This window comes from Acinetobacter sp. 24-47-66, from assembly GCF_056779755.1.
The window spans coordinates 68,257-81,343 of the sequence record NZ_JBWYIL010000006.1 but is presented as its reverse complement, the minus strand read 5'-3'; the positions used below and the strand labels follow the sequence as shown (position 1 = coordinate 81,343).

The window sequence follows — 13,087 nt, the reverse complement described above, 5'->3', positions numbered from 1 at the left end:
AGCCTTCAGGCTGGTTTTTTTATGAATTAATTTTATGAAAATGCTAAAAGACTATAAGCTTGAAGTAGAGTTCTTTTTGCATTTTCATTTCCAGCATTCGCTGATTGGTTCAGCCATTTTTCAGCAATTTGATAATTTCGATCCAAACCTAGTTCACCATTTAAGTAACTCAGACCTAATTGATATTGTGCTTCAGCATTCCCACGTAATGCATCACGTAGGTATAACCACATTTGATTTCGAGGGTTTAAGGATGTGGATGGCTCGAGATTGGATAAATTAGCCGTTCGAGTACGTTTTAGATCAAAGAATAGTGATTGAAATAGTTTTATTATCATTATGGTTCTCCTTGCTTATCCATGCAAAAATGAGATCTATTTCATTAAATTATGCTCTTTTGAAGGTTTTGTCTACTACTCATATATAAAATTTAAATTTATTTAATTTTAAGTCCTAAAAGCTCAAATGAGCTTTTAGGACTGATGAAAATAAACAATTAATTTTCCCATTCGTGATTACATTCACGGCATTTCCATTTCTTTTGAGATTGCATGAAGGCTTGCATCGAAATTTTGAAATCTGGTAAATCTTTCCAGAACATCACACCCGCTATCACTGCAATTAAAAATACGATCACAGTTGCAATTTGAAGTGTCTCACCAGCACCATTACTAAAAATCATCAATACAAGGCTAATAATGACCAATAATAGGAGTAAAAATAGAGTGGGTACGAGGATGATTAAGCTTTTAGGAACATTTGGTCGTACAGCAGGTGCATTGGCACTTGCTAAAGGAAGAATTTTACGACTTTGACATTTAGGGCATTGGTACTGCATGAGCGCTCCGTATTTCTTTTGCTTAATTCTATAACATCGAAACTAAAATCAAAAATGTATAGATGAAAAAAAACCACTGATCTAGGTCAGTGGTTTTTTAGAATTTGGCGTCCCTACGGGGATTCGAACCCCGGTTACCGCCGTGAAAGGGCGATGTCCTAGGCCTCTAGACGATAGGGACTTATGAGGCAACACAGTCAATGCTATGAAAGCAATCTAGGTATCAAGCTAAGTGCTCAATCTGTGTGAGCGCTATATTAGGGATATAACACTCATGCGTCAATAAAAAATTTAATTAAGCTTCATCAACTGCATCATTTTTCGGCAATTTTAAGCTTTCATTCAATTTTTCCCATACTTTAAGCTCTTTTTTACTTGGACCGCCAATGATTTCGAGTGCATGACGCAGGCGAGCAAAAGTCAAATCAGGACCAATGGTCACCATGGTTTGCATCACTGGCGTTGAAGCAGTAGAACCCGCAATGGCAATAAAGAACGCAGGCATAAAGTCACGTAATTTAATTTCCATTTGTGCAGCTAAATCCATTAGCGTTTGGCTAACTGTGTCATTATTCCAAGTAAATAAGCTTTCTAAGCGCCAAATTGCAAATTGTAGGCTTTGACGAACTTGCTCTTCAGATAACTTTTTACTTTCGAATTGTGCTTTAGACAGTGTAGGGAAGTGATTAAAATAATGTGCTGACCAATTCACTGCTTCAGACAATAGGTTAATACGTGGTTGAATTGCAGCCGCAATTTCCTCTAACTTGGCACGATCTGCTTTCCACGCCAATAAAGTATTTAAAAGCTCAGCAGGGCTAAGTGCTTTGATCCATTGACCGTTTAACCAATTGAGTTTTTCTACATCGAAAATTGGACCCCCAAGCGATACACGTTGGATGTCAAAATTCTCGATCATCTCAGTCAAATTGAACTTTTCGCGTTCATCTGGCATTGACCAACCCATGCGACCCAAATAGTTGAGTAATGCTTCTGGTAATACACCGATATCTTTGTAGTAATTGATTGAAGTTGGGTTTTTACGTTTAGATAGTTTTGACTTATCAGGGTTACGTAAAAGTGGCATGTGGCAAAGCACAGGCATTTCCCAACCAAAATATTGGTAAAGCAATTGGTGTTTAGGTGCAGATGGAATCCATTCTTCACCACGAATCACGTGAGTGATTTCCATTAAATGGTCATCAACAACGTTTGCTAAGTGGTAAGTTGGTAGGCCATCGGTTTTCAACAGAATTTGCATGTCAACTTGTGCCCATGGAATTTCTACTTCACCACGGAGTAAGTCATTAAATTTACAAATCCCTTCTTCAGGTACTTTCATGCGAATAACATGTGGTTCGCCAGCCGCTAAACGTCTTTCAACTTCTTCTGGCGTATGTTTTAGACCACGACCGTCATAACGAGGAGACTCACCACGTGCTTGTTGTTCAGCACGCATTTGATCTAATTCTTCAGCAGTGGCAAAACAATAGAATGCATGACCTTTTTCAACCAGTTCTAACGCATATTTTTTATAAATATCCATACGTTCAGATTGACGGTATGGTGCATGAGGACCACCCACATCTGGACCTTCTGACCAATTCAACCCTAACCAGCGCAATGAATCGAGAATCATTTTTTCTGATTCAGGTGTTGAGCGGAGTTGGTCTGTATCTTCAATACGTAAGATAAATTCACCGCCATGCTGTTGAGCAAAACATAGGTTAAATAATGCGATATAAGCAGTACCTACATGGGGGAAACCTGTAGGAGATGGTGCAATACGAGTACGAACTGTCATAGCCAGAAAAGTTATCAAATAAAAATTGGTTTTATTATAGCAAAAAGCCCAGTGGCTTAATGATTAATTCATTAAATCGGACTGGGCTAAATTTGGCTCAATTGGGGGAGATTGAGAAAAATATTGCTTAAGATGTGTGCTGAGGAAATAAACTTTGTAAAAAACGCGAAAACTGTTGGTGTTGCGATGCTAGGAAGTTTTGCGTTGGAGCATTCTTAATAGAGGTGATCACTTTAATCTGATCCATCTCTGAAGAAGGTTTGTTCTCAGCACGTTCACGTTTTTGTTGAGTCAATGCGCGTTCGATAGGTGTTAAAGACTTTTCAGCAACACTAGAGTTTTGTAGTGATTTAGCAGGGTTTTGTAACGCTGCTGCATGTGTCTGGCTCATACCAAAAACACATAAAGTTAAGCTGAACGCTTGTAAATAGCACAAATTCATTTCAATTTTCCCCTATTTTGAATTTATTGTAAGAGTAATTAGGTTTACATTTTAAACATAAAATTCACAAAAGTACAAATGCATCACACTTTCTTACAATTTTTATTCAACAATCCTTAAGTTACTCAACCTGTAGCTGAAATAAATTTTGCCTCTTTTTATCAATAAAATATGGAGATTCGGTGAAGATATGATGTTATGCGGTAAATTTTAAAGAGAGTATAAGTGATAAAAATGCAATTCATATGAAGAAAATGTATATAAAATTTAGATATTTACAATGATTTAATTCGTCTATTGAATACATTGTGACTGAAGTAAATAAAAAATATAGTGCAATTCATAAATGTAATAAAAAAGAGATTTTAATGAATAAGCACTTTTTCAATAAATTATTGGGCACAATGAGTATTGGGGCATTGTTGTTCAGTATGACTGCACAGGCGAATACATCATTTTTAAATGTTTCTTATGATCCCACTCGCGAATTTTATCAAGAATATAACCAAAGTTTCGGTGAGTTTTGGAAAAAACGTACTGGTCAAGATGTACAATTCAAGCAATCTCATGGTGGATCTGGGAAACAAGCACGTGCTGTAGCAACAGGATTACAAGCAGATGTTGTGACCTTGGCACTTGCAAATGATATTGAAGAAATTGTAAAAGCTGGTTATATCAATAAAAATTGGCAAAAAGAATTTCCAAATAATTCAGCACCCTATACATCTACCATTGTTTTTTTAGTAAAAAAGGGCAATCCAAAAAATATCAAAGACTGGAATGATTTAGTCAAACCAGGTGTTGAGATCATTACCCCAAACCCAAAAACAGGTGGTGCGCCACGCTGGATTTATTTATCTGCATGGGGTTATGCGCTTAAACAGCCTGCTGGAAATGATGCCAAAGCTCGTGAGTTAGTCAAACGACTATACAAAAATGTCAAAGTGTTAGATTCAGGAGCCCGTGGATCACTCACGACCTTTGCTGAACGTGGAATTGGTGATGTTTTACTGTCTTGGGAAAATGAAGCGCTCTTAGCGACGCAAGGTTTGGGGCAAGATAAATTTGAAATTATTTATCCATCCATTTCAATTCTAGCTGAGCCTTCTGTTGCAATCGTAGATAAAACCGTAGATAGAAATGGGAATCGTAATCTCGCAAAAGGATATCTTAACTATCTGTATTCACCTTTGGGGCAGGAATTAGCAGCTAAACATAATTTTCGACCACGTAATGAAAAAATCGCAGTTAAATACAGTGCTAAATTTCCAAAGGTACAATTATTTACCATCGATAAAGTATTTGGTGGTTGGGCGAAAGCGCAGCAAACGCACTTTGTAAATGGCGCGATTTACGACCAAATTTCAGCAGAAAAATAATCTACTTTTAGACCTTATGTGAATGGATCGCGACATGCTATCCATTTTTTTATAAGGAATACATAAAATACTATATATTTGAATATAGGCTGTATTTAAGATGATTTATGAATTAATTCATAAGCTTGAAAAAAAATGGCGGCAATATAACGTAAATCACATCTCCAAATTAAATTGATGAATATGATTTTATTTCATATATTTAGATTAATTATGTATATCTAGATTTTTTGACTATGAAAACTCAATTTAAAGCCTTGCTTACAGCGGGCTTACTCGCAACAGGTTTATCGTTCAGCGTATCTTCTAAAGCAGCACAACGTGATTTCCTGAATGTATCTTATGATGCGACTCGTGAATTTTATGATGAGTTTAATCAGTCATTTGGTCAATATTGGCAGTCAAGAACTGGAGTGAAAGTCAACTTTAAACAATCTCATGGTGGCTCAGGTAAACAAGCACGCTCTGTGGTTGATGGCTTGAAAGGCGACGTTGTCACCTTGGCTTTGGCAAATGATATTGAAGAGATCGTGAAATCGGGTCAAATCAATAAAGGATGGCAAAAAGAGTTCCCTTATAACTCTGCACCTTATACATCAACCATTGTTTTTATGGTGCGTAAAGGTAACCCTAAAAAAATTCAGGATTGGCAAGATCTTGTTAAGCCGGGTGTAGAAATCATCACACCAAACCCTAAAACAGGTGGACTACCACGCTGGGTATATTTATCAGCTTGGGGTTATGCACTCAAACAACCAGGTGGTAATGAAGCGAAAGCAAAAGACTTTGTTGGCAAGATGTACCATAACGTCAAAGTGATGGACTCTGCGGCGCGCGCTTCTATGACGACATTTGCTGAACGTAAAATTGGCGATGTGTTGCTCACTTGGGAAAATGAAGCACTGGTCACTCAAAAAGCCTTGGGCAAAGATCAGTTTGATATTGTTTATCCATCTATTTCGATTTTAACAGAGCCTTCTGTTGCCATCGTTGATCGTACTGTAGATAAAAATGGCAATAAATGGTTGGCAACTGGCTATATCAACTATTTATATTCACCATTAGGTCAGGAGATGGCTGCTAAGCATTTCTATCGTCCGCGTAATGCTGAAGTATTAGCAAAATACTCAAAACAATTTCCTAAGTTAAAAACATTCACCATTGATGAGGTTTTCGGTGGTTGGGCAAAAGCACAACAAGCACATTTTGTGAGTGGTGCGATTTTTGATCAGATTTATAACAGTCGTCGTTAATATACTGAAGTAATTGAAAATTAATAAAAAAGCCTCCAAGTGAGGCTTTTTTATTTGAACATTTCAGTGAATGAAACGGTTTTGCCTATAGAAAGTAAAATTTACCTACAAAAAGTCGTTTGGAGCTTTATTAAAACAAGGTAATAATGTGCAGTTAAATTTTTAGATGTTCTGAAACGTTATTATGTCGCATATTTCTGTATTACTTCATGAAACTGTAGATGCTCTATTGGGTGGGCGTAATACAGGGATTTATGTAGATGGCACCTTTGGTCGAGGAGGTCATACTCGACTTCTCTTGTCTAAATTAGATGAACATTCTCGTGTCTATGCCTTTGATAAAGATCCGCAGGCTTTGGCTGTGGCTGCTCAGTTAGAACAAGAAGATCCAAGATTTACCATTATTCATGCAAGTTTTGCAGATATTAAAACAGCCTTAAATCAACGCGGTGTTGAAACTGTCGATGGTGTTATGGCAGATTTAGGTGTGTCATCACCACAACTTGATCAGGCCGAACGTGGTTTCAGCTTTATGAAAGACGGTCCACTGGATATGCGAATGGACAACTCTCAGGGCCTAACTGCAGCGCAATGGTTGGTTGAAGTTGATGAAGAGCATTTAGCGAATATTATTTTTCAGTATGGCGAAGAACGATATAGCCGCCGCATTGCGAAAGCGATTAAAGCAGCAGGCTATATTGAGACTACAGGTCAATTGGCTGAAATTGTAAAAGTTGCCCATCCGAAATGGGAAAAAAATAAGCATGCTGCGACACGTACATTTCAAGCAATTCGAATTGAAATCAATAAAGAATTAGAAGATGTGCATGCTTTTTTACCTGAAGCGCTGGAGATGCTTCATAATGGAGGTCGATTAGCGGTCATCAGTTTCCATTCCTTAGAAGATCGAATTATTAAACAATTTATTCAAAAAGAGTCGACTTTAGCTGAGGATGATGGTTGGGGCTTACCTCAGAAACCTAAAGAAACTCGTCGTTTGAAAAAAATTGATCGCGTACGCGCGAGTGAAGAAGAAGTGAAACAAAATCCGCGTTCTAGAAGTGCTTGGTTGCGAGTTGCAGAGCGTATAAATTTTAAAGGCGAATAATGAAAAAGGAAAAAGACGTAGAACAACAGGAACCTGTAGCAACGCCCTTGGTGCGTAAAAAAATACTGATCTATAGCATTTTAACCGCTATGGTCATGGTGAGCGCATTTATGGTGGTCTATCAGGTCTATTCTTATCGTCAAGATTTTCGTGAATTCAATACGCATATGCGTGAGCTTGAAGACATCAATGCTGAATGGGGTCGTCTACTTATTGAGCAACAGACATTTGGAGCGACTGCACAGATTGGGACACGTGCAGTGACACAATTACGTATGTATTCACCACCAACATCACAGACTGTGGTGATTTCACTTCCTGCTGAAACCGCGAAAAATCAATAGGCACGCCGAATGGTTGATAAAAGCAAAACAAAACAAACACGTAAAAAACAGCAGCCCATTACACAGAAAAGAACCGTTGCTGTAGATATGTGGCGTTTCTATTTAATGTGGGGCTTAGTCCTGACATTTTTTGTGGTATTGGTTGCACGTGCCTTTTATGTTCAAATTGTGAACAAAGACTTTTTGCAAAATAAAGCCAACGCAAAAATTTTACGTACTGAAAAATTAAGTGCGATGCGAGGGGTTATTAGCGACCGTAATGGTGTGCCATTAGCAATTAGTACACCGATTATGAAGGTGGTGATTGATCCTCAACATTATTTTGAAACTAAAGCAACTTTTGATGAAATTACTGAAGAGTTAAAAAAGAATCCAACCAGTCGTAAATTAAAAAATCAGTTACCACAGGAAAACCTGAATTTAGATGAGCTAGCAGATGCAGTTGGGCTGGATCGAGCTGACCTCAAAAAGCGTGTTCAAGATCGAGCTCGTTCACGTTATTTAGTATTGAAAAAAGAAGTACCACCTGCTCAAGCGGCTCTGTTAGCACAACGCAATTTTGCTGGCGTATATTCTGAAAAGTCATATAAGCGTTATTACCCACAACCACAACCTAACTCTCAAATCATTGGTCTAACCAATACCGAGGGAACAGGGATTGAAGGTTTGGAGATGCAGCTGAATAAGCGGCTTGCAGGGGTAAATGGCGAACAGAAAATTGTACGTGATAAGCACGGTAACCGTGTTCAAGTTCCAGAAGTTATTAAAGAAGTTGAAGCTGGGGAAAATATTACACTGAGTATTGACTCTCGACTGCAATACATTATGTATCGAGAGCTTACCGCGGTAGGTGTGGCAAATAATGCACGTTCTGCTACAGCAATTGCGGTCGATGTCAAAACCGGTGAAATTCTAGCGATGACCAGTTGGCCGTCGTATAACCCGAATGATAAAAAAAGTTTATCCAATAAAGATGCAATGCGAAATCGCGGTGCAGTTGACTCGTTTGAACCAGGTTCGACGATGAAACCATTAACGGTGGCGATGGCGCTTGAAAGTGGTAAGTACACTGCAAACTCAGTCGTTAATACCACCCCAGGGTCGATGCGTGTCGGTAATCATACAATTCGTGATACGCATAATTATGGAGCGCTTACTTTAGGTGGCATTATTCAAAAATCCTCCAACGTAGGTGTAGCGAAAATTGCTTTATCTTTGCCTTATCCGACTTTACCAACGTTCTATAAACGTCTTGGTTTTGGACAGCGTTCGGCTGTTAAATTCCCTGGTGAAAGCCCAGGTCTAATCTTACCGCCAAGTAAATGGAATATTTCAGAAGTTGCAACCATGTCTTATGGATATGGTCTCAATGCCACGGTACTCCAATTGGCAGATGCTTATGCCATGCTGGCAAATAAAGGGAAGAAAGTTCCTTTAAGTTTGTACAAGCTGGATGAAGCTCCTCAAGGTGAACAAATGATTGATCCTAAAATTGCGGATCAAGTCTTGTTAATGATGGAGACAGCAACATTACCAGGCGGTACAGCGACTCGTGCTCAAATACCAGGTTATCGAGTTGCAGGTAAAACGGGTACAGCACACAAATTACGTGCTGACCGTAAAGGTTATTCGACCAATGAATATCGAGCTTTATTTGCAGGTGTTGCACCTGTAAGTGATCCACGTTTGGCGATGGTCGTCGTGGTCGAAAATCCGAAAGGCACATATTACGGTGGTACTGTATCAGCACCTGTTTTCGCAAAAGTAATGCAGGAATCGCTGAGACTATTAAACGTACCATTGGATAAACCCTTAGATACTCCAAAATCCATTCCATAGGTGATGAATGTCGATTACATTTCAACAAATCTACGCTGTAGATCATCCAGCAGAATGGATGCAACAAGCATTTAATGGCTTCCAATTAGATAGTCGTAAAGTTGAAGCGGGACAAGTGTTTATTGCTTTGACTAGTCTTTCTCAACCTGAAAAAACTGCAGAGTATGCACAGAAGGCACTGGATCTTGGTGCTTTGGCTATTATTTCAGAACAAGATCTAGGTTTAACGCCAAGTTTGATCGTTCCGAATGTGCGTATGCTCATGGGACAATGGCAGAAAGATTATTTGCAACAGACAGAGCCAGTGAATCCACTTCGAATATTGGCTGTCACGGGAACCAATGGTAAAACGACCATTTCAAGGCTTGTTGCAGAGCTATTGATGTTAAGCAAACATCCATGCGCAGTGATGGGGACGACAGGGAATGGGATTTTACCTCACCTTGAAGCATCTACACATACCACGTTGGATGCATTGCATATGCAAAATCAATTGCATGCTTATGCTCAGCAGGGGGCTAAGTTTGCTGCTATTGAAGCCAGCTCCCATGGTCTTGAACAGGGGCGTCTCAATGGAACGCCAATTGAAGTTGCAGCTTACAGTAATTTAAGTCGCGATCATTTGGATTATCACAAGACTTTAGAGGCCTATGCTGAGGCAAAATCACGCTTATTTCAGTTTGAGAGTCTTAAAGTTGCAATTATCAATATCGATGATGCTTACGCAAATATCATGCTCAAAGCGGCGGAGCAAAATCGAGCAAAACCTAAAATTTTGACTTATTCCACCACTCAACCCGCGGATTACCGTGTTGAAGAGATTCAATATAGTTTAGACGGTGTTCATTTTAAATTGGTGACCAAGACCCAAAGCTATTTAGTGAATAGTCCATTACTGGGTCATTTTAATATTGAAAATGTCGTTGCGAGCTTAATCTCTGTTGAACAGGCGGGTTTAGATTTATCTCAGTTAGTCGCTTTAGTTCCTCAGCTAAAAGGCGCGCCAGGGCGTATGCAAGTGTTGCGTGATCAAGATCGTTTGTTTGTTGTGGATTATGCGCACACTCCTGATGCATTAATTCAGGTTCTTCAAACATTAAAACGTCATGTTTCACAGCAATTATGGGCTGTGTTTGGGTGCGGTGGTGATCGTGATCGCGGTAAACGACCATTAATGACACAGGCTGCTTTAGATCATGCAGATGTTGTATTACTCACCTCAGATAATCCACGTACTGAAAACCCAGAACAAATTTTTGCTGACATGAAGGCTGGAATTGAATTTTTGAACAGAGAGGTTCATGAAATTCATGATCGTCGTGAAGCGATTAAGTTTGCAGTGAAAACAGCGAAAGCAGGTGACATTGTTGTGATTGCAGGCAAAGGCCACGAAAATTATCAAGAGATTGATGGTGTCCGTCATTGGTTTGATGATGTGGTAGAAGTCCAAGCAGCCATTAAGGGTCAGCATGCGACTGAGCCAGCATCTTATCCAGCAGACTAAGGAATCATTATGCACACATCTACTACAAGTACTGCGACACTTGTCCCATGGGCTTTGTCTGATCTAGTTGCTGCTACTCAAGGGTATTGGTTGAATGATAAAAAACCGACTGGAGAAGTAAAGCGTATTTTGACAGATTCACGTCATGCGGAGTCGGGGGATGCTTTTTTAGCGCTGAAAGGTGAGCGTTTTGATGCGCATAACTTTGTTCAACAAGTGGCTGAAAAAGGCTGTCAGATTGCGATTGTTGAGCGGCCTTTAGATATTGATATTTGTCAGTTGGTGGTAACAGATACGAGATTAGCATTAGGTATACTTGGTGCATTTCGTCGCGCTCAACATGCGCAATTAAAAGTTATTGCACTGACTGGTAGTAGCGGCAAAACCACCACTAAAGAAATGCTTGGAAGTATTCTTGCTCGCAAAGCACCGACATTGATCACGCGAGGTAATCTCAATAATGATCTGGGTGTGCCTATGATGCTATTGGAGCTTCGACCAGATCATGAATATGCAGTGATGGAGCTAGGAGCAAGTCATCAAGGAGAAATTGACTATACCTCGAAGCTCGTTCAACCTCATGTTGCGGGTATTATTAATATTGGTACGGCTCATCTTGGTGAGTTCGGTGGGCGTGACGGAATTTGTAAAGCTAAATCTGAAATCTATAGTCATGTTTCAGAAACTTCGATCGTGCCAGCAGCTGATGATTATATAGACCAGATCCGTCAAAGTGTAAAAACAACAAAAACCTTAAGTTTTGGAGAAGGTGGCGATGTCTATGCTTCAGATATTCAGCTGAATCCACAAAGTGCACAATTTAAATTGCATACGCCTGTAGGTGTCCAACCCGTGGATTTACCTTTTGCTGGTGAGCATAATGTTCAAAATGCTTTGGCTGCTGCTGCATTTGCATTGTCATTAAATATCAGCTTGGATGATATTGTCACGGGTTTAGAACAAGCTGTGGGTGCAAAGGGGCGTTTGAATTTTATTGAAAAAAATGATTTTTTATTTATCGATGATACATACAATGCCAATCCGACGTCGATGCGTGCAGCGGGTGAAGTGCTTGCACAGCAAGAAGGTATTCGTGTCATGGTGATTGGGGATATTGGTGAGTTAGGTCCGACTGCTGCTCAACAACATTATTTACTCGGGCGAGATTTGGTTTCGATTCGCGGACTCAACTTTGTCGTTGCTGTTGGTGAGTTTGCACCAGCAACACAGGAAGGCGCACGTAGTACTCAGTACGGGAAAAAGTTACAAGCTTTCCTCAATCAAGAGCAAGCTCTACCATTTTTAATTAGTCTAATCGAAACACATCAACCGCAAAAAATGAGTTTCTTATTCAAAGGTTCTCGTTATACCCATATGGAAACGTTGATGGCAGATTTGATGGAGAAACTCTAAATGCTGTTATGGTTATTTGAACAACTTTCCGGCTATCACAGCTCGTTCCAAGTGGTTCGTTATTTAACATTACGTGCGCTGCTCAGTGTCTTGACAGCACTCACGATAGGCCTAGTTCTTGGTCCTGTTATGATCCGTAAGTTACAAGCTTTAAAATATGGCCAAGCGGTAAGTTCTTTCGCTCCGGAAAACCATGCCAAAAAAATGGGAACACCAACCATGGGTGGTCTCCTTATTTTGCTTTCTATTGGGATTTCAACTTTACTTTGGGCAGACCTTTCAAACCCTTATGTTTGGATTGTGCTTGGCGTGATGGTGATATTTGGTGCCGTAGGTTGGGCTGATGACTGGATTAAAATCCGTTATAAAGACAATGCAGGTTTGCCAGCACGTAAGAAGTTTTTTTGGACATCTGTCGCTTCTCTAGGTGCAGGGATATCACTCTACGTAATTGCGACTCAGCAAACTAATCCTGTACACACTGCGAATATGTTGGATTTGCTGATCCCTTTCTTTAAAGATCTTACAATTCCTTTATCGGTAATCCCTTTAGGGATCGGTTTTATCATATTCACTTATTTAGTGATTAACGGTGCGTCGAATGCTGTTAACCTGACTGACGGTTTAGATGGTCTTGCAATTATGCCAATTGTATTGGTTGCGGCGGGCCTAGGGGTGTTTGCTTATTTGGCGGGTGATGTTCGTTTTGCAAATTATTTACATATTCCCTATGTGAAATATTCATCTGAACTCGTTGTTATTTGTGCTGCAATGATAGGTGCAGGTTTAGCATTTCTTTGGTATAACGCGCATCCTGCACAAGTATTTATGGGTGATGTTGGTGCCTTGTCGCTTGGAGCGATGCTGGGAACTATTGCGGTGATGGTACGTCAGGAAATTGTATTTGCAATTATGGCGGGTGTATTTGTAGTCGAAGCAGTCTCTGTATTCTTACAAATCGGTTCGCTTCGTATGCGAAATAAACGTGTTTTCCTTATGGCGCCGTTACATCATCACTATGAAAAGAAAGGATGGCGTGAAACACAGGTGGTCATCCGTTTCTGGATTATCACAATTATGCTAGTAGTTTTAGGTCTAATGACCTTAAAATTGCGCTAAGCAAGAATCAAATGAGATCAAGTCGGCTTATGCCGACTTTTTTT

General features: G+C 39.7%; 12 protein-coding genes and 1 tRNA gene. 8 read left to right on the top strand and 5 right to left on the bottom strand.

Annotation, left to right across the window (positions count from 1 at the left end; genetic code table 11):
- Positions 1-32: 32 nt before the first annotated feature.
- The 5 genes from AC1M84_RS07585 to AC1M84_RS07565 all read right to left on the bottom strand — a co-directional run bounded on the left by AC1M84_RS07585 (position 33) and on the right by AC1M84_RS07565 (position 3,084).
- The gene (locus AC1M84_RS07585) at positions 33-338 is read right to left on the bottom strand and encodes an SEL1-like repeat protein (protein ID WP_051586493.1); all 306 of its coding nucleotides are present in this window, start codon (positions 336-338) and stop codon (positions 33-35) included.
- Between the two features lie 158 nt (positions 339-496).
- On the bottom strand, positions 497-838 hold the full coding sequence (locus AC1M84_RS07580) for a zinc-ribbon domain-containing protein (protein WP_481593244.1): 342 nt from the start codon (positions 836-838) through the stop codon (positions 497-499).
- Between the two features lie 105 nt (positions 839-943).
- Positions 944-1,019, bottom strand: a tRNA-Glu gene (locus AC1M84_RS07575).
- 114 nt (positions 1,020-1,133) lie between these two features.
- Positions 1,134-2,642: a glutamate--tRNA ligase gene (gene gltX / locus AC1M84_RS07570; RefSeq protein ID WP_481594770.1), complete on the bottom strand. Its 1,509-nt coding sequence runs from the start codon at positions 2,640-2,642 to the stop codon at positions 1,134-1,136.
- A 127-nt stretch (positions 2,643-2,769) separates the two neighbouring features.
- Positions 2,770-3,084: a DUF4179 domain-containing protein gene (locus tag AC1M84_RS07565; protein ID WP_481593245.1), complete on the bottom strand. Its 315-nt coding sequence runs from the start codon at positions 3,082-3,084 to the stop codon at positions 2,770-2,772.
- Positions 3,085-3,488: 404 nt separating this feature from the next.
- On the opposite strand from AC1M84_RS07565, the gene AC1M84_RS07560 reads away from it, so the two are divergent.
- From AC1M84_RS07560 to mraY, 8 genes are all read left to right on the top strand, one after another.
- Positions 3,489-4,463 (top strand): sulfate ABC transporter substrate-binding protein, encoded by a 975-nt coding sequence (locus tag AC1M84_RS07560; protein ID WP_481594790.1) that lies wholly within the window; start codon positions 3,489-3,491, stop codon positions 4,461-4,463.
- A gap of 236 nt (positions 4,464-4,699) precedes the next feature.
- On the top strand, positions 4,700-5,716 hold the full coding sequence (locus tag AC1M84_RS07555) for a sulfate ABC transporter substrate-binding protein (RefSeq protein ID WP_481594769.1): 1,017 nt from the start codon (positions 4,700-4,702) through the stop codon (positions 5,714-5,716).
- Positions 5,717-5,900: 184 nt separating this feature from the next.
- Positions 5,901-6,824, top strand: a complete 924-nt coding sequence (rsmH, locus tag AC1M84_RS07550) for a 16S rRNA (cytosine(1402)-N(4))-methyltransferase RsmH (protein WP_481590426.1) — start codon at positions 5,901-5,903, stop codon at positions 6,822-6,824.
- The gene (gene ftsL / locus AC1M84_RS07545; protein ID WP_035263955.1) at positions 6,824-7,168 is read left to right on the top strand and encodes a cell division protein FtsL; all 345 of its coding nucleotides are present in this window, start codon (positions 6,824-6,826) and stop codon (positions 7,166-7,168) included. Before rsmH ends, ftsL begins: the two co-directional genes overlap by 1 nt.
- Before the next feature lie 9 nt (positions 7,169-7,177).
- Positions 7,178-9,007 (top strand): penicillin-binding protein PBP3, encoded by a 1,830-nt coding sequence (gene ftsI / locus AC1M84_RS07540; protein WP_035263956.1) that lies wholly within the window; start codon positions 7,178-7,180, stop codon positions 9,005-9,007.
- Positions 9,008-9,014: 7 nt separating this feature from the next.
- Positions 9,015-10,511, top strand: coding sequence for a UDP-N-acetylmuramoyl-L-alanyl-D-glutamate--2,6-diaminopimelate ligase (locus AC1M84_RS07535; RefSeq protein ID WP_481594768.1), 1,497 nt, complete (start codon positions 9,015-9,017; stop codon positions 10,509-10,511).
- Between the two features lie 9 nt (positions 10,512-10,520).
- Positions 10,521-11,924 carry a UDP-N-acetylmuramoyl-tripeptide--D-alanyl-D-alanine ligase gene (locus tag AC1M84_RS07530; RefSeq protein WP_481594767.1) on the top strand — a complete coding sequence of 468 codons (1,404 nt, stop codon included), beginning with the start codon at positions 10,521-10,523 and terminating at the stop codon, positions 11,922-11,924.
- Positions 11,925-13,043: a phospho-N-acetylmuramoyl-pentapeptide-transferase gene (mraY, locus tag AC1M84_RS07525; protein WP_092767279.1), complete on the top strand. Its 1,119-nt coding sequence runs from the start codon at positions 11,925-11,927 to the stop codon at positions 13,041-13,043.
- Positions 13,044-13,087: the final 44 nt, after the last annotated feature.